At 66.5% G+C, this 21,402-nt stretch carries 19 protein-coding genes; 5 read left to right on the top strand and 14 right to left on the bottom strand.

Annotation, left to right across the window (positions count from 1 at the left end):
- The first annotated feature begins 1 nt into the window (after position 1).
- From AC5RUK_RS12945 to AC5RUK_RS12935, 3 genes are all read left to right on the top strand, one after another.
- Positions 2–901, top strand: coding sequence for a hypothetical protein (locus AC5RUK_RS12945; RefSeq protein ID WP_494152400.1), 900 nt, complete (start codon positions 2–4; stop codon positions 899–901).
- Positions 902–993: 92 nt separating this feature from the next.
- Positions 994–1,881 carry a hypothetical protein gene (locus AC5RUK_RS12940; protein WP_494152399.1) on the top strand — a complete coding sequence of 296 codons (888 nt, stop codon included), beginning with the start codon at positions 994–996 and terminating at the stop codon, positions 1,879–1,881.
- A 174-nt stretch (positions 1,882–2,055) separates the two neighbouring features.
- Complete coding sequence (locus AC5RUK_RS12935) at positions 2,056–2,307, top strand: SHOCT domain-containing protein (RefSeq protein WP_493988020.1); 252 nt, start codon at positions 2,056–2,058, stop codon at positions 2,305–2,307.
- Between the two features lie 74 nt (positions 2,308–2,381).
- Here the strand turns inward: AC5RUK_RS12935 and AC5RUK_RS12930 are convergent, their stop codons facing one another.
- From AC5RUK_RS12930 to AC5RUK_RS12875, 12 genes are all read right to left on the bottom strand, one after another.
- Complete coding sequence (locus AC5RUK_RS12930) at positions 2,382–4,418, bottom strand: M1 family aminopeptidase (protein WP_494152398.1); 2,037 nt, start codon at positions 4,416–4,418, stop codon at positions 2,382–2,384.
- Positions 4,419–4,597: 179 nt separating this feature from the next.
- Positions 4,598–5,911: a UDP-glucose dehydrogenase family protein gene (locus AC5RUK_RS12925; protein ID WP_494152397.1), complete on the bottom strand. Its 1,314-nt coding sequence runs from the start codon at positions 5,909–5,911 to the stop codon at positions 4,598–4,600.
- Between the two features lie 50 nt (positions 5,912–5,961).
- On the bottom strand, positions 5,962–6,405 hold the full coding sequence (locus AC5RUK_RS12920; protein ID WP_494152396.1) for a VanZ family protein: 444 nt from the start codon (positions 6,403–6,405) through the stop codon (positions 5,962–5,964).
- A 61-nt stretch (positions 6,406–6,466) separates the two neighbouring features.
- Positions 6,467–8,182, bottom strand: a complete 1,716-nt coding sequence (locus AC5RUK_RS12915) for a sensor histidine kinase (protein ID WP_494152395.1) — start codon at positions 8,180–8,182, stop codon at positions 6,467–6,469.
- A 174-nt stretch (positions 8,183–8,356) separates the two neighbouring features.
- Positions 8,357–9,706 carry a Na+/H+ antiporter NhaA gene (gene nhaA, locus AC5RUK_RS12910; RefSeq protein WP_494152394.1) on the bottom strand — a complete coding sequence of 450 codons (1,350 nt, stop codon included), beginning with the start codon at positions 9,704–9,706 and terminating at the stop codon, positions 8,357–8,359.
- A gap of 232 nt (positions 9,707–9,938) precedes the next feature.
- Entirely contained in the window at positions 9,939–10,166 is a 228-nt protein-coding gene (locus AC5RUK_RS12905) for a hypothetical protein (RefSeq protein ID WP_493988027.1), read from the bottom strand.
- Between the two features lie 32 nt (positions 10,167–10,198).
- Complete coding sequence (gene deoC, locus AC5RUK_RS12900) at positions 10,199–10,921, bottom strand: deoxyribose-phosphate aldolase (RefSeq protein WP_494152393.1); 723 nt, start codon at positions 10,919–10,921, stop codon at positions 10,199–10,201.
- 124 nt (positions 10,922–11,045) lie between these two features.
- The gene (locus AC5RUK_RS12895) at positions 11,046–11,309 is read right to left on the bottom strand and encodes a hypothetical protein (RefSeq protein ID WP_494152392.1); all 264 of its coding nucleotides are present in this window, start codon (positions 11,307–11,309) and stop codon (positions 11,046–11,048) included.
- Between the two features lie 81 nt (positions 11,310–11,390).
- Positions 11,391–12,437 (bottom strand): type IV toxin-antitoxin system AbiEi family antitoxin domain-containing protein, encoded by a 1,047-nt coding sequence (locus tag AC5RUK_RS12890; RefSeq protein ID WP_494152391.1) that lies wholly within the window; start codon positions 12,435–12,437, stop codon positions 11,391–11,393.
- Positions 12,438–12,689: 252 nt separating this feature from the next.
- Positions 12,690–14,486, bottom strand: a complete 1,797-nt coding sequence (locus AC5RUK_RS12885) for a phospho-sugar mutase (RefSeq protein WP_494152390.1) — start codon at positions 14,484–14,486, stop codon at positions 12,690–12,692.
- An 11-nt stretch (positions 14,487–14,497) separates the two neighbouring features.
- Positions 14,498–15,298: a purine-nucleoside phosphorylase gene (locus tag AC5RUK_RS12880; protein WP_494152389.1), complete on the bottom strand. Its 801-nt coding sequence runs from the start codon at positions 15,296–15,298 to the stop codon at positions 14,498–14,500.
- A gap of 5 nt (positions 15,299–15,303) precedes the next feature.
- Positions 15,304–15,450 (bottom strand): hypothetical protein, encoded by a 147-nt coding sequence (locus AC5RUK_RS12875; protein ID WP_494152388.1) that lies wholly within the window; start codon positions 15,448–15,450, stop codon positions 15,304–15,306.
- A gap of 17 nt (positions 15,451–15,467) precedes the next feature.
- Here AC5RUK_RS12875 and AC5RUK_RS12870 point away from each other — a divergent pair, with 17 nt between their 5' ends.
- Together AC5RUK_RS12870 and AC5RUK_RS12865 are read left to right on the top strand one after the other, a co-directional pair.
- The gene (locus tag AC5RUK_RS12870; protein WP_494152387.1) at positions 15,468–16,871 is read left to right on the top strand and encodes an NAD(P)H-quinone dehydrogenase; all 1,404 of its coding nucleotides are present in this window, start codon (positions 15,468–15,470) and stop codon (positions 16,869–16,871) included.
- 123 nt (positions 16,872–16,994) lie between these two features.
- Entirely contained in the window at positions 16,995–17,975 is a 981-nt protein-coding gene (locus AC5RUK_RS12865) for a response regulator transcription factor (protein ID WP_494152386.1), read from the top strand.
- A gap of 37 nt (positions 17,976–18,012) precedes the next feature.
- On the opposite strand, the gene AC5RUK_RS12860 is transcribed toward AC5RUK_RS12865, so the two are convergent.
- Both AC5RUK_RS12860 and AC5RUK_RS12855 read right to left on the bottom strand, forming a co-directional pair.
- A complete protein-coding gene (locus AC5RUK_RS12860; RefSeq protein ID WP_493988035.1) occupies positions 18,013–18,384 on the bottom strand; it encodes a hypothetical protein in 372 nt (123 codons plus the stop codon).
- Between the two features lie 470 nt (positions 18,385–18,854).
- Positions 18,855–21,377 (bottom strand): Tex family protein, encoded by a 2,523-nt coding sequence (locus tag AC5RUK_RS12855; protein ID WP_494152385.1) that lies wholly within the window; start codon positions 21,375–21,377, stop codon positions 18,855–18,857.
- Between the last annotated feature and the right edge of the window lie 25 nt (positions 21,378–21,402).

Here is a 21,402-nt window from a genome sequence, read left to right as displayed (position 1 = left end):
GATGACCGGACGAAGGGAACGACGACCCGGCGCTTGGCGCGCCTCGGTTTCGGTCCTGTTGATCCTCTTGGTTCTGGCGCCGGCCAGTCCGGCATTCGCGGCCGAAGAACGTCTGCAGCTCAGCCTGGACGGACGGAACTTCGCGTCCAGGCTTCAGGCACCGTTGTTTGAACAGAGTGCCCCGCTGGTACCCGGTGGATCCATCACGGACGGCCTGTGGATTCGCAACAACGGCAGCGACGCCGGAGCGCTGACCGTGGCCGGCGTCGTCGGCGACGCCGACTTGGAGATCGCCAGGAATCTGGTCCTGCAGGTCGAGTCAGGCGAGGAACCTGCCGGCGAAGCCTCGCTGACCGGGCCGTGGTCTTGTTCCCGTATCAACACCGTCTGGATTCTCGAGGCGGGGGAGATCCTGCGCCTGGACATGACACTGCGCCTCGACAAAGAGGCTGCGAATGAAACCCGGCTCAAGACCGCCGATGTGGATGTGACAGTGACGTTGCAGGCGAGCGGACAGGCGGCCCGCGCCGCCTGCCCGGCAGGCACCGGATCCAATCCGGGCGTCCCGCCGCCGGACGAGGCAGCTGCCGATCCCGTGGGCGGGCCGGGCCGCGGGGGCGCCGCTGGCTCGACCGGAAACGGTACAGACGCCATTGGCCACACCGAGCTACACGGTCAACAGGCCCCCGACACCGGCGGGGCTGCTGATTCCGAAGACCATGCGTTCCCGTTGCCCGGGAGCGATGCGGGTGCACCGGCGGCCGAACCAGGTCGCGCCACACAGCCCGCCACCTGGATTGAGAGCAATGTGTTTGCCAACAGCAGCAGGTGGCTGGCGGTAGCTCTGGGCCTGATGGGAACCCTGTCTGTGGTCCTCATGAAACGAAGGAAGCGCTCATGAGCACGCCTCGCGAACCCGACGCGCCGGATTCCGCCGGAGGCCCCGGTTTTCTGGTGCGGTTGAGGGCACTGCCCGGTTTCACGCCGGCCTTGGTGGCATTTTTCCTGGTCATTCTGCTCGGCGCTGGCGTGCCCGTCGCTGCCGCCAAATGGAAGCAGACGGCTACAGCAACCCTGAACGTTACGGTGGGCCCGGTGCAAGGCCCGCCGTCGGGATCCGGCGGAACCCGCGTTGCGGCCGGCGCCCACTTGAAGCCCCGCCCCATAGGGCCGGGACGGAAGTCCGCGCAATGCGTGGTGGGGAAAACCAAGGCGGAGTTGGTGAACCGCGATAAGGTCGACGTCACCTTCAGTTGGAGCCGCGCCTCGAACTTCACGCACTACATCGTCACGCTCACCCCAGATGATCCGCGTTACAACCACGCGGCCGAGGTGAAAGGCGAATCGGTCACATTCAGCATGCCCCGGGTTCCTTCCGACCGGCTTGGCAATCCCCTCAACGGGGCCGGGACAAAAGCACCCTATTACACGCAGTACAGCTTGCGCATCCAGCCGATGAACGGTGCTATCGCCGGCGATGCTGCCTACTTGGCGTACGAATACCAGCATTCGAACGTGGAAAACTGCTACTACGACGCCAAACAGCATCCGCCTTTGGGGCCGTTGACGAGCGTGAAGCAAACCGTCAGTGCGCCCGCCAGCGACCGCAGGTACGTGTCCTTCAGCTGGAACGAATCGGCCGGCACCACCTCCTACGACGTGTCCCTGCTCGCAGCCAACGGCTGGGGCGCTGAAACGACGGTGCAGGCGACCGGCGCGGACTTTGAGCTGCCGTTCTCCCGGACCGGCGGGGACTTCTTTGCAGACTACCGCGTGCGGATCCAGCCGATGAGCGGAACTGTTGCCGGCGATCCGGTCTACAAGACCCTGAAGTATTTCCCATGGGGCACGACACTCCATGAGGCTGCTCCGCCGGAGTAGGAAGGCCTCCGGACTTCGGGAGGCCGTCCTGCCAAAAACCCTGAAGACAGGCGGCGGATCGGTGGACCCGTCCCTGTTGGTTGTCGGAACGGACGCGTATCCTGACCCTAGGGGAACGGAGTAGAGAAGCCATCGTTCCGTCGTGATCGAAGGGGTGCTTTCATCATGGTAGATATGGGCTTGGCATGGCTGTTTGGACTGCTGCTGTTGGCGATTGTGGCGTTGCTGGCGGTCCTGGTGATACGTGCGTTCATGGGGCTGAGACCGCGCGAAGTCGAAGATGCTTTGGCAGCGGCAGCAGGCCAAGTACAACAGTCGCATCGGCGGAGCACGGCCCGACAGATCCTTGACCAAAGGTTCGCGCGCGGCGAGCTGACGGCAGATGCCTACCGCGAAGGCCTGCGGGTCCTCGGCGAAGACCGCTAGCCGTTGAGTGGAGTCGCTGACGGGTAACTCCCGCCCCCGCCTGCGCGGCGCCCCGCCTGCGCGGCACCCTGCTGCTACAGGACCCCCGGTTTCCCAGCCGTCGACACATAGGTCTTGAAGAGTGCGGCCAGATCCTTGCCCGTGATGTCCTCGGCCAGCTTTTGGAAATCGCCCGGATTGCCTGATCCGTCCCGGACCCAGATCTTCAAAAGCCTGAAAAAGTCTCTGTCGCCAACTTCATCCCGCAGGGCGTGCAGCGCCATGGCGGCCCGGGTCTGGACATTGCCCGCGAAAAGCTGATCGACGCCCGGATCCGACACCCGTACTTGCCAGAAGTCGTCGTCGGCCGCGATGCCGGCGTAGAAATCGAACGTATCATCGGTGCTGCCCAGGTCTTGCTGTTCGTTCCAAAGCCACTGGGCATACGTCGCCATGCCCTGGTTGAGCCAGCTGTCCCGCCACCGCGGCGGAGGCAATTGCGAGTCGGTCCACTGATGCGCCAATTCCCGGACGATCATGGCATTTCCGCTGGCCTCATCGTAGAAGCCGTCCATGGGATAGACGGGACGGCCTTGCATCTGAAGGGCAAAACCAAGGTTCTCGGAACGGTCAATGATTCCGCCGGCGCTCTTCAGCGGGTACTTGCCGAACACGGTAGACAGGAATTCTATGATGTGGGGCTGCTTGTCCAGCGACTGCTGGATCTTGTACCCCTGCGAAGGAGGAGCGGCGGACCCGGCCGTCCAGCCGTTGGCGTTCTCCGGACTGCCGTCCGGTGCACGCTGCGCTTCCCAGCCGTCCCAGCGGTCGCCGTCGCTGTCGAAGGACGTGGACCCTTCCCCTCCCGGCACCTGGATGTCCTCCACGAACACGCCGTCGTTCTGCCCGGTGATGTCGCTGGCGTAGGTGATGGACAGCTCCACATCTTCGCCGGCGTAGTCGGCCAGGTCGAACTTCCAGTGCTCCCAGCCGTCACTGGCACCGGTGGCCGCCCACCATTGACCGGTGGCGCCTTCTGCACTGCAGGAACCGCCGCCGTCGTCCGTTTGGTAGTGCTTCAGGAAGGGGTGCACGTGATGCCACGCCGGGCAAGAATTGCCCGTTTCGTCGTCCGCGAGTCCGGTGTCGTCCTTCAGCGTGGTCCAATCGTTGCCGTCGGGCGTGCGCGCCTCCACGAAGGCATAGTCCCAACCGGACTCCGTGTCCCGCAGCATCCAAAACGAGAGCTCACCGCCGGATGGGGGGACACTGACCGTGCGGGTGAGCCGCTTGTAGCTCGCATTGTCGCTCTGTGACCAGGCAAGCCCGTCGCCGTTGCGCGGGACCACCACCTCCTTCAGCGCCGGATCCATCGCGTCCACGTAGCTGATGCCGTCCTCGGTGTGCTCCGACAGGTCAAAATGCCCGACGGCGATGGTCGCCAAATGCGGCGACAGCGGCTCGTCAGCCTTCCATGTGTAGACGGTGCGGCCGGACTCGGCTTCCCTTCCGTCCTGCAAGCCGTTGGCCACCGCCTGCCAGCCGTTGGGCACCGAGATGTTGAAGGTGTAGCCGGCACGGTCGCTGGGATGGTTGTTCACCGGAAACCAGGTTGGCGCACTCTCCGGATGGCCGGTGACGAGAGCGCCGTCGTCGGTATGGATGAACCCGGCGGGGCCGGGTAGGGCGAGGGTTTGGGGGGTACCGGAGTACGCCACCACCACGGTGAAGCGGTCGCCGTCCGGTACGCCCCGGGTGGGGGTGACGGCGAGCTTGGTTCCGGTCCGGGCAAAGCGTGCGTCCCGCCCGTCGACGCTGACGGAATCGACGTCCAGACCATCCAGGTCCAAGCTGAACTCCGACAGGTTTTGCTTGGCCTGCGCCGTGATCGTGGCGGTGCCGTCCAGCCGATCCGTGGGCGGGTCATACAGCAAGTCCAGTCGATAGTGGGCCACCTGGTAGCCGCCGTTGCCGGCGTCAGGGAAATACTCGTCATGCAGGGTGGCGGAGCCGGGCTCGAAGACGTGCCCGCCGGGATTGGGGGCTGCGACGGCCGGAGCGACAGGCAGCGCCAAGCCGGACACGCCCAAGAGCGCGGCCGCAACCAAGGCAAAACCCCTCCGAGCCATCATGCAACGTCCCCCCATCGGCCAAGGCTGCACGGACCCGTGAATGAACAGGGTCGCCGGCTTCAAGCGCTGGCCATTCACCTAACATGCTCCTGTTTGGGACCACTGTCAACGAATACGACCATGGGCCCGCACAGCTTGGCTGTACGGGCCCATTCTGGAAGGCCAAACTTGGGAAAAACCTAGGGGCGGCCGACGCCCTTGAAGGTCCATCCCGCTTGGCGCCACGCTGCCGGGTCCAGCACGTTGCGTCCGTCCAGGATGTTCTTTTCGTCTACCACGCTTCCGACGACGACCGGATCCAACTCGCGGTATTCTTTCCACTCGGTCACCAGCACCAGCGCGTGGGCGCGGGCGATCGCCGTCTTGGTATCCGGTTCATAGCTAAGTTCCGGGAAACGCTGCTTGGCGTTGGCCAGGGCCTCCGGGTCGGTGACGGTGACCGTGGCGCCCTGCAGCTGCAGTTGGGCGGCAACAGACAGCGCGGGTGAATCACGGACGTCGTCGGACTGCGGTTTGAACGCGGCACCGAGCACTGTAATGCGCTTGCCGATCAGCGACCCGCCGCAGAGCTCTCGGGTCAGTTCCACCACGCGCGTGCGGCGGCGCATATTGATGGCATCCACCTCACGCAGAAATGTCAGGGCCTGGTCCGCCCCGAGTTCGCCCGCCCGGGCCATGAAGGCGCGGATGTCCTTGGGCAGGCAGCCGCCGCCGAAGCCGACGCCGGCGTTGAGGAACTTGCGCCCGATCCGCTCGTCCATGCCGATGGCGTCCGCCAGGGCGGTGACATCAGCCCCGGCGGCTTCGCAAACTTCCGCCATGGCGTTGATGAAGGAAATCTTCGTGGCCAGGAACGAGTTTGCCGCGGCTTTGACCAGTTCGGCGGTGGCATAGTCGACCACCAGCCGCGGTGTGCCGTCGGCCAGCGGCGTCGCGTAGACCTGGTCCATGGCCGCCGTGGCGGCTTCACCGGGAGCGCCCAGAGGTACACCGTAGACAAAGCGGTCCGGGGTCAGCGTGTCCTTGACGGCGTGGCCTTCGCGCAGAAATTCCGGGTTCCACGCCAGGATGGCACCCGGGGCGGTCGCCAGGATTTCCTCTGCAAGCCGTGATGCTGTTCCCACCGGCACGGTGGACTTGCCGACCACCACATCGCCGGGACGCAGATGCACGGCCAGGGACGTGAAAGCAGCATCCACGTAACGCAAGTCGGCGGCGTTCTCGCCCTTGCGCTGCGGGGTGCCCACGCACACGAAGTGCACGGCGGCTCCGGCCGCGTCGGCCATCTCCGTGCTGAACGTCAGCCGGCCGGTCTGCTGGACCTCGGCGAGCAGTTCCGGCAGGCCCGGCTCGAAGAACGGGGCGCGGCCGGCCTGCAGTTCGGCGACCTTGCGTTCATCCACGTCGATACCCACCACGTCATGTCCGAGCTTGGCCATGGCCGCGGCATGCACGGCGCCCAAATAGCCGCAGCCGATGACGGAAATTCGCATGGTGGTCCTTTACACGTGCCTTGAGTAGAGACTACTTCGACTTTAGCGCGTTACCGCTGCCGGTTTTGCCGGTGTTCCAGCCACGCATAGGCCAGCACGGTGCCGAGGGCTGCGCCAAGGGTGTTTGTCCAGACGTCCTGCAGCGCGGCATAGCGGCCGGGCAGGAACGACTGCTGCGCCCACTCGATGGCGCCGGAGAGCAAGAGGGCTCCGGCCGGCGTCAACCAGCGCAGACCGGCCGGGATAAGGAGGGCGGCCAACAGGCCCAGCGGCACGAACATCAAAACGTTGGCCCCGGATTCGACCAGGTTGTAGTCGATCCAGCGTGGCGCGCCTGCTTCATGCAGAGCCGCGAGAACCGCCAGGATAGTGCTGTTCGCGCCGGCATCCACCGGAGTAGGCCACAACACGGCGACGGCGACGAGGAGGGCGTAGCCGCCCAACAGCAGGGACAGCAGCAGGCGGGTCCCCTCCCGGGACGTGCGAAGCCGCATCGGTCTTCCTCTCCGCCGTGGCCGCAGGCCGTTCGCTAACCCACCGGACCGGCGCTGTGCCCTACGGCAGCAGTTGGCCCAGGGAGGCCGTCTCCGGACGGCCTCCCTGTTCGCTGCGCTGCGGAACCGAAACGCTGAATGTCGTGCCCGCTCCCAAGGTGCTCGTGAAGGTCAGTGTGCCGCCGTGTGCTTCCACGATCGACTTGCTGATGGCCAGCCCCAACCCCAGCCCGGGGATGGCCGCTTGCCGGACGGAACTGGTCCGGAAGAACTTGGTGAAGACTTCGGCCTGATCGGCTTCCGACATGCCCATGCCGGTGTCGCTGACCTCCAGCCTGACGGCGCCGTCGGCCGCCAGGGTCCGCACCGTGACCCGGCCGCCGTCGGGCGAATACTTGATGGCATTGGAGAGCAAGTTGTCCAGCACCTGTCCCATCCGGTTGGGATCGATCTCCGCTTCCAGCCCGTCGGCGGCATCGATGGCCAGGTCCACGCCCGCGTGTTCCGCCCTCGGCATGGCCGACGCAACGCTGGTGGCGACGAGGTCGGCCAACACCGTGCGGCGGGGCTCGACGCTCAGCGTTCCGGAGGCAGTGAAGAGCAGGTCTTCCACCAGTTGCAGGAGGCGTTCGGAATTGCGCATGGCGATGTCGAGGGAAGCGGTGACGTGTTGCGGCAGCTGGTCGGCGTCCTCGAGCGCGAGGTCCAGGTAGCCCATGATGGACGTCAGGGGGGTGCGGAGCTCGTGCGAGACGCTGGCGACGAACTCTTCCTTCACCGTCAGCGCATTGACCAGGTCGGTGACGTCGCTGAAGGCCATCACGGTGCCGTCGAACTGGCCGAGGTCATTCTGCATGGGGCGCGCCGTGCACAACATGGCGCGTTGCCTTTCTCCGTCACCGATCCACACCAGCCGGTCGGAAAAAGACTCACCCTGGACGGCACGGCGGATGGGGCGGTCTTCCGGGACTACCGGGGTCGTCCGGTCCGCTTCGAAGACCAGCAAATCGGCCTCGTCCGGATTGTCGATGCCTTGGGGCATGGCCACCAAGCGGTCCCGCTCCTGTTGCACGTTGCTCAGGATGTCACGGCCCTCGGCGTCGGTGACAAGCACCCCGACCGCGACGGCGTTCAGGACGGTGTCCAGCCGGCGCACATGTACCTTGCTTTCCTCCAGCAGGGCCCGCAGCTCGCGGTCTTTGCGGGCCAGGGCTTGCTGCTGTGCCGTCATGCTCAACGAGAAAACGGACGCCGTGATGGAGACTGCCAAGGTCACGATGGGGACCAGGATCGGCCCAAACAGGGTTTCCGGCGTTACCGGCTCCGGACCGGTGAACACCGGAATCCAGACGATGAGCAGCGGTGCGGCGAAGCTGACGATGCGCGCGGCGGCGGGGGCGATTTCCGACCAGGCCATCCAGAACACCGGGAAGACCGCCAACAGGCCGACGCCGGAGAGTACCGTCCCGCCGCCGTGGTGAAGGGCCCCGATGGCGACGAAGTCCAGCAGCGGGATAACCCAGTACGACGGATAAGGCAGCCGGTCCCAGGGGATGGCGGCGCCGAGGATCCACAACACGGCAATGCCGATGAGTCCGCCGGTGAATTGCGCGTTGGCCAGCAGTTCCGGAAAGAATACCGCGGCTATCACCGCGGTCAGCGTCACGGAAACGCAGAGCGGCAGATGGCTCAGGAACACGCGTGCGCGCAGGGGCAGCTCATGGAACTGTCGGCGTCCGGTCTGCCACGACAACAGTGGGCTTGGTGCGGCAGACATGATCGAAGGTCCCCCTACTCCGGGCAGCCCTCGTTGTCGGTTGCGTTGCCGGAGCCGGGCTGGCCATGACTGGTTCAGTATGGCACGCGTGCTGCCCCGCACCGAGGAACGATGCGGTCTGTGACGCGAGTCGCAGCGGTGGTGTGTTGGGGTACTGCGCCCCCGGTTGGCGGGTCAGTCCGCCGCGTGCCGGTCCTGTTGGTACACGTCGGGAGTGCCGTCTTGGTCGGCATCCGCGGTTTCCAGCTCTTCGAGTGCGCGGTAATGCCGGTTGCGGGCGCGCAGGATGACGGCCGCCAGCAGCGCCGAGGCCAGTGAGCCGGCCAGGACGGCTACTTTCGCATGGTCGTGGTGGTCGGATCCGAGCGGGAAGCTCAGATCGTTGACCAGCAGTGAAACGGTGAAACCCACGCCGGCCAGTACGGCCACGCCAAACACGTCGATCCACTTCAGCGACGGGTCCAGGCTGGCCTTGGTGGACTTGGTCAGCAGCCAGGTGGTGAGCATGATGCCCAGCGGCTTGCCGATCACCAGGGCGGCGACAATGCCAATCGCTACCGTGTCGGTAAAGGTCCGGCTGATGCCCTCCCAGCCCCCGAGAGCGACGCCGGCGGCGAAGAACGCGAACACCGGCACCGCAAACCCCGTGGAGAGCGGACGGAAACGGTGCTCCAGCTGCTCGGCCAGTCCGGGGCCGGCGTCGGGGCCGCCGTCCTTTTTGCTGCGCAGCACGGGGACCAGGAAGCCCAGCAGCACGCCGGCCACAGTTGCGTGTACGCCGGAGGAATGCATCAGCCCCCACGCGATGATGCCCAGCGGGAGCAGAATGACCCAGGCTGCCAGGTGGTGCCTGGCGAAGAACCTGGCGAATCTGTGCGTCAGGAACGCGAAGGCAGCCAGCGGCAGCAGCATCCACAGCAGGTACGGCACCTGCACGTCGGAGGAGTAGAAGAACGCGATGATGGCGATGGCGATCAAGTCGTCCATCACGGCCAGGGTCAAGATGAAAATGCGCAGTGCGCCGGGCAGGTGCGAACTGATCACGGCCAGTACGGCCACCGCGAAGGCAATATCCGTGGCCGTCGGGATGGCCCAGCCGCGCATTGCTTCCGGTCCTGCGCCCAGGTTGACGAAAACAAAGATCAGGGCGGGTACGGCGACGCCGCCGAAGGCGGCGGCGATTGGGACAATGGCCCGGCCGGGTGAGCGCAGGTCGCCTGCCACGAACTCGCGCTTGAGCTCCAGGCCGGTCAGGAAGAAGAAGATTGCCAGCAGGCCGTCGGATGCCCAGTGGCCGATGCTGAGGTTGAGATGGAGTGACTCGAAGCCGATCGTGAAGTCGCGGATGGCGAAGTAGCTGCCGGCGGCGGGCGAGTTGGCCCAGACGAGTGCTGCGACGGTGGCGATCAGCAGCAGGATGCCGCCGACGGTCTCTTTGCGCATCAATTCGCTGATGCGGACGAATTCCGGATAGCTGCCCCGGCCAAGGATGGTTTTTTTGTCCTGGGGAGAGGGGGCGGCCATGCAGACTCCTGACGGTTGCCAAGCCCTGTGGGCTCGTTGAATCAATCGACGACCAGGCTTCCCGTCACACCGTGTGCCAGTGTACACGCCCGCGCGGTGCTGCCCGCCAAGGGGCCCTCCCGGGGACAAGGGGGCCCTGAGCGCGCCGTCGGCCCTTAAAGACGCCGGCGCCCAGCACGGGGGACAGGACCTGCCTGCCCCCTGGCTGAGCGCCCGGGGAAACCCGAAAACGTCAGGCGTTGTGGTGCGTGTCGGAACGGCCCATGAACTGCTTGGGAATGAAGAACGCCAGCGTGAACAGGCCGAGGCCGATGCCGAAGGCCGGGATGGCGCCGATGACCGGCTCCAGGCTGAAGGCGTACAGGGAACCGAAGAAGATCAGCATGATGACCGCGAAGGTGATCAAATTGCTGACCAGGTGTCCCTCGCCCGAGTGGGTGCGCTGCTTGGGGTGGGCCATGGGGTGTTTCTCCTCAATAGTGCGATGCGGCGTCAGTAGCCGCCGGCGGCTTGCTCACCTTTAACAATAGCCACTGATGAGCTGGCGCCAATTCGTGTTGCGCCGGCCCGGAGCATGGCGCGCGCGTCGTCGACGGAGCGCACGCCGCCGGAGGCCTTCACTCCCAGGCGCGTCCCGACGGCGTCCCGCATGAGGGCGATGTCCTCGACGGTGGCTCCGCCCCCGCTGAACCCGGTGGAAGTCTTGACGAAGTCCGCTCCGGCCTCGGCGGAGGCTTCGCAGACCATCCGCTTTTGCTCGTCTGTCAGGAAATGGGTCTCCAGGATGACTTTGAGAATGGCGCCGCCGGCGTGGACGGCTTCGGCCACCGCCGCGATGTCCTCGGTGATCGCGGCGCGGTCGTTCGCCCGGGCCGCGGCGATGTTAATCACCATGTCGACCTCGTCGGCGCCGTCCAGGGTGGCGCCGCGGGCCTCGTGCACCTTCACATCGGTGGGAGTGGCACCGAACGGGAAGCCGACGACCGCGCAGGTCTTGACCCCGGACCCCTTGAGCGTGCTGTGCACCAAGGCCGTCCAGACAGGATTCGTGCACACGGCGGCAAAGCGGTACTCAACCGCCTCCCGGCAGACCGTGAGGATGTCTTCGCGGGAAGCTTCCGGCTTCAGCAGGGTGTGGTCGATGACCGAAGCGATCGACGTCGGATCGTGATAGGTCGCGCTCGGAGCGGATCCGGATGTGATGTCTTCAGACATGGCCATCCCTTTCATCTGCTGGGTTCGAAGGAACTTCTATCCTCGCATACCGGACAGGCGTCGACAGGAGCGGCGCACGCCGTCTTGGACGGCCGCCGCGGGGCGTTGCGGGACCGGCCAGTGGTCAGTGAGTGCCACCGGTGGAATGGCCCTCTTTCTCGGCCGCACGGCGGTGCTCCTCGAGCTTCTCCTCGGCTTCCTGCCGGCGGCGCGCGATGGCCCGGGCGTCGTCGGCAGGAATGTGCTCTTCCGAGGCCTTGTGCGCCGGTTCCTCCTCAGGGCTTTGATGCCTCGTCCCTGCGGAATGGGGCAGCTGTTCTTCGATGCCCATGGCTGCATCGTCCCACATGGTGCCCGTGCCGAAAAGGTGCCGAAGGTGATGAATCACTGGAGGTTTCGCCCCCGGTCAGGGTGTCTGTTAGGCGCTGGCACGGTCGATGCTCCGATGTGTGTGCCTCGCCCTGCCACATCATCCCGGGCCGGGGTGGGGCGCGTCCCGTCCGGCGGCCGGAGGACGATTTTTCAGGGCGGCCGTTCTGCTGGCGGCGCGTACCATGGCTTCGGCGATCCGGCCCCGGAATTCGTGAGGCCGGCCTAGCTGCGCCCAGTCCACACGGATGAAGTTCCAGTGGATTTCCGATAAGGCGTTCTCTCGCTGTCGTTCCTCAAGCAGTACCTGTTCCGTAGGCCTGTAGTCGAAGTATTTGCTCCGGCCATCGAATTCCAAAATCAGCATGAGGTCCTCCCATGCGAAGTCGACGCGGTGCTTGCCCAGCCTCGTGGTTAGTTCAACCTGCGGCACGGGCATCGGAATACCGAACGTGCTAAGCAACAGCCTGGTGCGGGTTTCTCCCGGCGACTCGGCCCGGCCATCAAGCAAGGCCACGGCAGTTCGGGCGCGGCGGACTCCCCGAGAGCCCGGCATCGAATCGAGGATCTCGTTAATCCGCTCGCGGACCGCGCCGCTACGAAGGGCGTGATCGCCGATGATGGCAGCCCGGTCAAGCTGCATGGTCCTGGCACAGTCCACAACTGTCCGTTCCAAGCTGGTGACGGGCACCGGCTCGCCGCACGGACCACGCAGTACCGTGACTTCACCGGGTGGCAAGACCGAGTGGTGCGGGCTGACGTCCGGGCTTCTGGTGTGCCTGGTTGGGCGGAATGGCTGGGTGAGATGAACAGTTGCCGGAACATCCCAGACATGCAGCCCATGCAGGCGCGCAGCGGAGGCGTGGCTGTAGGTTCCGGCAGGACCAGTCACCAGGGCATGGGCCTGAATGCGGAGCAGATTCCGTCGCCTGGAATTGCTGGCAATCCACCGCGAGCCCAGGACATACGCACCATGCCGAATGCGGATCAAAGCACCGTGACGAACAGCATCACGGATCAAGCGCTCGCCGGCACCGTACTGTCGGAGTTCTTGGGAAGTCAGGACCTCATACTGCTGCGGCCAGAGCGCTGCCAGCCGAGAGTCGAGAACTGCACGAGCCATGGCACCAGTCTTGGCCAACGGCATGAAAGCGTCGCCCGCCTCCTTGCCGGTTGTGGATACCGCCCCTCCGAAGGAACGCTGGCGGAGCGGCTGTGTTGGTGGTCCGGGTACCCGGGGGAGGGCCTTGATCCCTGCCGATGAACAGGGCCGGGGTTCCCGGGCCGGCTCCAGGGCGGCCGAAAGTCGACACAGGCCCGTCGCGTAAGGCCGTTCTGGCACAGCTCGGCCGCTTTGGAGGAATGCTGGCCGTTGACGAATTCCGGAGACCCGCACCGGCTATCCGGGCACCCCGAGGGTGGTGCGGATGTCGGTTTTGATGGCCTCCAGCAGCCGGGCCGCTTCCAAGCGTTCCTCCGCCAGCCGGTCCGCGCCGGCGACCGGACGGATGACCTCCAGATAGCATTTGAGCTTGGGTTCCGTGCCGCTCGGCCGCACGATGACGCGGGTATCGTCCTGGCCTAGAAACAGCAGCCCGTCGGTCGGCGGCAAGGCTTCGCTGCCGATGGACAAGTCCGTGCTGGTCACCACCGGGGAGCCGGCCAGCAACGACGGCGGCCGCTCCCGGAGCCGGTACATCATCGTTCCCATCAAGGCAAGGTTGTCCACCCTGATGCTCAGCTGGTCCGTTGCGTGGAGCCCGTGCTTCAGCGCGAGTTCATCGAGGACGTCGAAGACCGTCCGGCCCGCGGCTTTGACGTCGGCGGCGAGCTCTGCGAGCAGCAGGGCGGCGGACATCCCGTCCTTGTCCCGGACCAGATGGGGTGCCACGCAATAACCCAGGGCCTCTTCATACCCGTAGGTTAGGCCGGGGACGCGGGAAATCCACTTGAAGCCGGTCAGTGTCTCCACGTGGGCTATCCCTGCATCGGCCGCGATCTTGCCCAGCAGCCGGGAAGACACGATCGAGTTGGCGAAGACCCGGGATGCAGCCGCGCTCTCGCCCGCCCGTGCATGGATCGGATCCGTGGAGGCGTCCTGGTCCGTGCGCAGCCGGTCCTGGCCTTCGAAACGTGCCGCCATGTGCGCTCCGAGCAGGGCACCGGCCTCGTCGCCGCGAAGCATCCTCCAGGCGCCGGTTATCGGATCCTTGGCAGCCAGCGCCGCGCGGTCCGCGTCGGGGTCATTGGCGATTACCAGGTCCGCGTCGATTTCCGCTGCCGTTTCCAAGGCCAAGTCGATCGCTCCGGCTTCCTCCGGGTTGGGGAAGGCCACGGTCGGAAAATCGGGATCGGGCTCTGCCTGGGCGGCAACCAGCATCACGGCGGTGAATCCGGCCTGCTCAAAGACCGCCCTCATGGTGGCTCCGCCGACGCCGTGCATCGGTGTGAGCACGATCTTCAGGTCCCGCTGCGGGAACAGGCGTGGGTCGGCCAGCGCGGTGACCGCCGCAATGTAGTCGTCGGCGATACCGTCCGGCAGGACGTTCCAGCCTTCCTCGGCCAGCCGGATGGATTCCAGCGGCGGGGTGTAATCAATCCGGGCGGCGATCTCGGCGTCGTAGGGTGCCACAATCTGCGCTCCGCGGCCGCCTTCGTCCACGGCACGTCCGCCCAGATACACCTTGTACCCGTTGTCGTGCGCGGGATTATGGCTGGCGGTGACCATCACGCCCGCTTCGCAGCCCAGCGCCCTGACGGCGTACGCCAGCACCGGTGTTGGCAGGGCGGAAGGCATCAGGAACGTTTCGATGCCGGCGGCGGTGAAGATGGCGGCGGATTCGGCGGCAAAGACATCCGAGTTCCGGCGTGCATCGAAACCGACCACCACACGCGGCGCATAGGCGCCGTCGGCGGTGTCCAGCAGGAAACGGGCCAGCCCGGCTGCGGTCCGGCGCACCACCACCCGGTTCATCCGGAGGGGGCCCGCGCCGAGCGCTGCCCGCAGCCCGGCAGTACCGAAGGCCAGGGTTCCGGAGAACCTGTCCGCGAGCTCGGCCCGCACCGCGGGGGCGTCCGGGGCGCTGCCGCCGGCCGCTGCCAACAGGTCTTGCAATTCCCGGCGGGTCTGCGCGTCCGGGTCGGCCTGCAGCCAGGCTTCGGCGGCGGCCTTCAACTCGTCGGGCATTGCGGTCATGTCGCTCCCGTTCACAGTTTGGCGACAATTCCGGCCAACAGCCGCGAGATCCGCGGCCCCGCGGCCCGGCCCGCTTCCAGGACCTCGGTGTGGCTGAGCGGGGTCTCGCTGATGCCGGCGGCCAGGTTGGTCACCAGGGAGATACCGAAAACCTCCATACCGGCGTGGCGGGCGGCGATGGCCTCCAACGCCGTGGACATGCCGACCAGGTCGGCGCCGATCCGCTTGGCGTACTGCACCTCGGCCGGAGTCTCGTAGTGGGGGCCGGGGAACTGTGCGTACACGCCTTCGTCCAGGCTGGGATCCACCTCCCGCGCCAAGGTGCGCAGCCGTACCGAATAGAGGTCGGTCAGGTCAACGAAGGTTGCGCCTTCCAGTGGGGAGGCAGCGGTGAGGTTAAGGTGGTCGTTGATCAGCACCGGCGTCCCCGGCGCCCAGGCCGGGTTCAGTCCGCCGCAGCCGTTGGTCAGCACCAGCGTCTTGCACCCTGCCGCCGCGGCCGTCCGGACCCCGTGGACGACCGCGCGCACGCCCTTGCCCTCGTAGTAGTGGGTGCGGGCGCCGAGGACCAGCACGCGCTTGCCGTCGGGCGTCCGGACGGAGCGGATGGTGCCGACATGGCCCTCGACGGCGGGGGCGGAGAACCCGGGAATGTCCGCGGCCGGAATCGAGTGGGTGGTTTCGCCGACGAGGTCGGCGGCTTCGCCCCAGCCGGAGCCGAGCACGAGCGCAACATCATGGGCGGCAACACCGGTCTGCCGGGCGAGGAAAGCGGCTGCCTCGGCGGCCAGTTCAAAGGGGTCTGTAGTCACAGCCCCTAACCTACCCGCTGGCGAACTGCTGCTGAAAGCGTCAGGCGGGCATCGCCGTCGTCGTTCCCTGCATTGGGGATGTCCCCGGCGCGGTGCGGGGCGGCGGCCGCCTGCTGCACGCGGCGCCGGCAGGTTGAGGCGTTGCGGGGCATGCGACAGAATGAAGTCCGTGACTAGCCAAATAGATTTCAGTGCCCCGCGTCTGGCGATCCTGGGCGGGGGCCCCGGCGGGTATGAGGCGGCCATGGTGGCCAACTCGCTCGGCGCCAAGGTGACCATCATCGAACGGAAGGGTCTCGGCGGTTCAGCCGTGCTGACCGATGTGGTGCCGTCCAAGACCCTGATCGCGACCGCCGATGCCATGCGCCGGGTCGCGAGTGCCCATGACCTCGGGGTGCGCTTCGACGAGGACTCCAAGGCTGCCTACGCCGACCTGCGCACGGTCAACGACCGCCTGCTGAAGCTGGCCGAGAGCCAGTCGGCGGACATCCACCACGGGTTGGAACGTGCCGGGGTGCGCGTCATCCTGGGCGAAGGCAAGCTCTCCGGCCCGCACACCATCGCCGTGTCGACCGACACCGGGACCGAGACGGTCGCAGCGGATGCCATCCTGGTGGCCACCGGCGCCACGCCCCGCGAACTGTCCACGGCCAAGCCGGACGGTGAACGCATCTTCAACTGGACCCAGGTCTACAACCTGACCGAGATCCCGGAGCACCTGATCGTGGTCGGTTCGGGCGTGACCGGAGCGGAGTTCGCCTCCGCCTACCGGATGCTTGGCACCAAAGTCACCCTGGTCTCCTCGCGGGACCGGGTGCTGCCGGGCGAAGACGCCGACGCCGCCGAGGTGCTCGAGGACGTTTTCGCCCGCAGCGGCATGACCGTGCTGTCCAAGTCCCGCGCCGCCAGCGTGGAACGAACGGACGACGGCGTGCTGGTCACCTTGGCCGACGGCCGGGTGGTCGAGGGGTCGCACTGCCTGCTGGCCGTGGGCGGCGTTCCCAACACCGCCGGCATTGGACTCGAAGAAGCCGGGGTTGCCCTGACCGAGAGCGGCCACATCAAGGTGGACGGCGTCTCGCGCACCACCGCATCGAACATCTATGCTGCCGGCGACTGCACCGGCGTCCTCGCTTTGGCCTCGGTGGCCGCGATGCAAGGCCGCATCGCCGTGGCCCACCTGCTGGGCGACTACGTCAAGCCGCTGAAGCTCAAGCAGGTGGCGTCCAATATCTTCACCAGCCCGGAGATCGCCACCGTCGGGGTGACCGAGGAGGAAATTGCCGCCGGAAAGTATCAGGGCGACATCATCAAACTCTCGCTCAACACGAATGCGCGGGCCAAGATGATGAACGTCTCCGACGGCTTCGTGAAAATCATTGCCCGGCGCGGGTCCGGCACGGTTATCGGGGGAGTGGTGGTGGCCCCGCGGGCTTCCGAACTGATCTTCCCCATCGCGTTGGCGGTCAGCCAAAAACTCCACGTGGACGATATCGCCAACACGTTCACGGTGTACCCGTCGCTGACCGGTTCCATTTCCGAGGCGGCGAGGCGGCTGCACGTGCATCTCTAGGCGGCGGATTCCGCCGTCATTCCCGACTACTATTTCGCCACATTGTTTGTTTCTGGGTCTATGATCATCAAATAGCTATGCAATGAAACGATGAACCGAAGTTAGTCAGTTGGGGGATAAAGAATGAGCGAGCAGCGTACTGCCGTCATTGTGGAGGATGACCTGGACATCCGGGAGTTGATCTCGACGGTCCTGTCCAGTTCCGGATTCACGGTGTACACCGCCTCCTCCGGGATGGAAGGCGTTGCCGCCATCAAGCGCCACAATCCTGATGTCGTCACCCTCGACCTCGGACTGCCGGACATCGACGGCTTCGAGGTGGCCCGCCAGGTGCGCCGCTTCAGCGACACCTACATCATCATGCTCACCGCGCGTGCCGAAGAACTGGACACTTTGCTGGGACTGGAAACCGGCGCCGACGATTACCTCACCAAGCCATTTCGCCCCCGGGAACTGCGCGCCAGGATCACCGCGATGCTGCGCCGCCCGCGTACCGTCAAGGGCAGCGACGGCGGTTTGCCGGAGGACGGCGGTACCCGCGGGGGCACGCCGGCAGGGCCGGCCGGGGCCGGCACGGCGGTCACCGCACCGGCGCCCGAACCCGTCCTGCAGGGAGCAGGGGTGGGCCCCGGGGGGCATCCGGGCCTGTCGCTGTCGACGTCCGGTGCCGTTTCGGTAGCTGGGCTCGCAGGAAGCGGCGGGGCGCCAGCCTTCGCGGCCGAGACCGGCGCCGGGGCAGCGCTTGCCGCAGCCGGTGCGGCCAGCCCGGCCGGTGACGGGGTGCTCGAACACAATGGCATCGTGGTCGACCACCGTGCCCGCACGGTGATCCGGTCCGGGCGCGAGCTCGAACTGACCCGCAGCGAGTTCGACCTGCTGTACGCCCTGATGGAAAGCGGCCGGGTGGTGCGGACCAAGGCCGATCTGGTCCGCCGGCTTCGCAACGAGCCCTATAACACCGGCGGCTACATTTCGGATTCCGACGAACGCACGATCGAAGTGCACATGGCCAACCTCCGCCGCAAGCTCGGCGACGACACCAAGTCCCCGCGCTGGATTAAGACAGTCCGCGGCGTGGGCTACAGCCTGGCACCAAAGCAGTGACGCCACCCCGGCGCTAAAATCCCACCTGACGCGCGCGCTACTGCAGATGCAGGTTGCGCAGCTGTGACGTCGTCGTCATTCCGCAGGTGCGCAGGTCGTCCAAAAGGGTAGCCGCGGCGTCAAAGAGCCGGCCGTTGACCAGGCCTTCGAGATGTTCTGCCATTTGGCCGAGCCGTCCGGCCCCTACCATGCTGCTGGAGATCTTCAAACTGAGGATTGCGTCCATGGCGGCTTCGGCGTCCCGGGCGAGAATGGCGTTGGAAACCCTTCCATAGCGGTGTTCCCAGAGCCCCACATAATTGCCGATGAAGCGGCGGCGCATGCTGCCGTCGTGGTCGTCGAGGTCTGTTGCCAGTTTTTCCAGCACTGCGGGTGAAACCAGAGGCATTTCCGGCGCGATGGCGGTCATGAGAACGCCTGATGGCCGGACGCGGAGGACTGCCCGGAAGGGAGCATCGGGCGGCGCTCCTTTCAAACTTGTTGCGACTTCGAACTACTTACATCGTAAGCGACTGTCGGGGCCAACCGAGGCGTGCGGCCGCATCCTTGGGTAACTCTTGAGCACCAATTTCGCCTGCCCGTGCTCCCGGGCTGGCGGGCCGACAGGCGGTGTCCGCGGCGTCGCCGGTCTCGGGCGGGCGTTGGGCCGGACCAAGCCGCCCTCTTAGGCCAAAGCTGAGCAAATCTTCAGCGAATGCCTCCGCGGCCTTAAGCGGTGTCCGTCACAGTGGTGACTGTGGTTTCAGACCCCGTAACCGGGGCCGGAGGCACAGTCTCCGTTAGTCCACCATCCGCAAAGGAACAGCCCCAGAACCTTTCCCTCGTCCCGTCCGGAGGGAGTGCTCCGGACGTGAGGGTGGTGCTGGGGCTGTTCCTTTGCTAGCTTCCCAAGCCTGCCCGCCGGAGCGCCTCGGCCATTGCGGTGTCGGCGGAGGCTCCGGGGCCGGGAGCGGAGCCGGTACCTCCGCCGGGCTTCCGTCCGTCGCCGCGCCCCGGCTTGCCACCGTCGCCGCGCCCGGGCTTCCGGCCGTCGCGGCGCCCTGTCTTGCCCCCGGCGGGACCGGGACGGGCCCCGCCCTTTGGGGTGCTGGTTTCGCCGGCGCGGCCTGGCTGGCCGGACCCGGGCTGGCGCCGGTCGCCGGCGGGTGCTTCGTCGTCGAGCCGCAGCGTCAGGGAGATGCGCTTGCGCTCCGGATCGGCTTCCAAAACCTTGACCTTCACTACCTGGCCGGACTTGACCACGTCATGGGGATCCGAGACGAACTTGTTCGACATGGCGGAGATGTGGACCAGCCCGTCCTGATGGACGCCGACGTCGACGAAGGCTCCGAACGCCGCGACGTTGGTTACGGTGCCTTCCAGCACCATGCCCGGCATCAAGTCGGAAATCTTTTCCACGCCCTCGGTGAAAGAGGCGGTGGTGAAGGTCGGGCGAGGGTCGCGGCCCGGCTTCTCCAGCTCGGTGATGATGTCCACCACCGTCGGAAGGCCAAAGTGCTCGTCGACGAACTGCTGCGGGTCCAGTACGGCCAGGGACTGGGCGCCCCGTCCCGCCGCCGTCGCGGTTGTGCCTGCGGCGGCGAGGATCTTCCGGGCGACGCCGTACGCCTCCGGGTGCACGCTGGACGCATCAAGCGGCTCCGCCCCGCCGGTAATGCGAAGGAATCCGGCGCACTGTTCGAACGCCTTCTCACCCAGCCGCGGGACCTTCTTCAGCTCGGAGCGCTTGGCGAACGGGCCGTTGGCGTTGCGGTAGGCCACGATATTCTCGCTCAATTGCGTACCGAGGCCGGCCACGCGGGAGAGCAGCGACGGGGAGGCGGTGTTCAGGTCCACCCCGACCGCGTTGACGCAGTCTTCGACCACCGCGTCCAAGGACCGCTCCAGCTTGCTGGCCGTGACGTCGTGCTGGTATTGCCCCACGCCGATGGACTTCGGGTCGATCTTGACCAGTTCCGCCAGCGGGTCCTGCAGCCGGCGCGCGATCGAGACGGCACCGCGCAGCGAGACATCCAGTTCGGGCAGTTCCGCCGAGGCCAAGGCCGAGGCCGAGTAGACCGACGCACCCGCCTCCGAAACCACCAGCTTCTGCAGTCTGCGGGTGGGCTCCATCAGTTTGATCAGCTCGGTGGCCAGCTTGTCGGTTTCCCGCGAAGCGGTCCCGTTGCCGATGGCCACGAGTTCGACGGCGTGTTGATCCGCGAGCCTGGCCAGGGTGGCGAGCGAGTCGTCCCATTTCCTGGCCGGAGCATGCGGATAAATGGTATCGGTCGCCACCACCTTGCCGGTGCCGTCCACGACCGCGACCTTCACGCCCGTGCGCAGTCCGGGGTCCAGCCCCAAGGTGGCGCGGTTGCCGGCCGGTGCGGCCAGCAGCACGTCCCTCAAATTGGCGGCGAAGACCCGCACTGCTTCGTCTTCTGCTGCCGTGAACAGCCGCACACGGAGGTCGATGGCCAGCTTGACCAGGATCCGCCGCCAGCCCAGCTGCGCGGTTTGCTGGAGCCACCGGTCGGCTGGCCGCCCGCGGTCAACCACGCCCATCCGTGACGCCACGGCGTTCTCAAACCGGCCGCGCGCCTCGGCGAAGTCCTCCGGATGAGCCGGATTGCCTTCGCTGATGTCCAGGTTCAGCACGCCTTCCTTCTCGCCCCGAAGCAGCGCCAGCACCCGGTGCGATGGAAGGCCGGCGGGGTCTTGGGCAAAGTCGAAGTAGTCGGCGAACTTCTGGCCGGTTTCCGCCATGCCCTCGCGGACCTCCGCCCGCACCAGGCCCTGCTGCCACAGCCGTTCGCGCAGTTCGGAGACCAGATCGGCGTCCTGGCTGACCCGCTCCACCAGAATCGCCCGGGCACCGGCCAAGGCATCGGCCGGCTCGTTGATGGCGTGCCCGGCATTGAGAAACCCTCCAGCCGCTGACAGCGGATCCTGGGACGGGTCGGCCAGGAGGCCGTCGGCGAGCGGCTCCAGGCCTGCTTCGCGGGCAATCTGCGCCTTCGTCCGCCGCTTGGACTTGTAGGGAAGGTAGATGTCCTCCAGCCGCGCCTTCGTCTCGGCTCCGTTGACGGTCGCTTCCAGCTCGGCGGTCAGTTTGCCCTGTGCGGCAATGGCCTCCAGCACGGCACGACGGCGGTCTTCCAGTTCCCGCAGGTAGCGCAGCCGCTCCTCGAGGTCACGCAGCTGGGCGTCATCCAGCGTCCCGGTGGCCTCTTTGCGGTACCGGGCGATAAACGGGACGGTGGCACCGCCGTCGAGCATTTCCACCGCGGCCTTGACCTGCCAGGCATGGACGCCGAGCTCCTGGGCGAGCTGGGCGTGGATCCGGGCATTGAGCGCGGCCGGATCGACAGGAGGCGGGGTTGCTGCGGGGGCGGGCGGGGCAGGCGCGGATGATTCGGTCACCGATCCATTGTGCCGTATTCGAGGC

This window comes from Arthrobacter sp. Y3223065, assembly GCF_059090885.1.
This window is presented reverse-complemented; position numbering and strand designations above follow the sequence as displayed.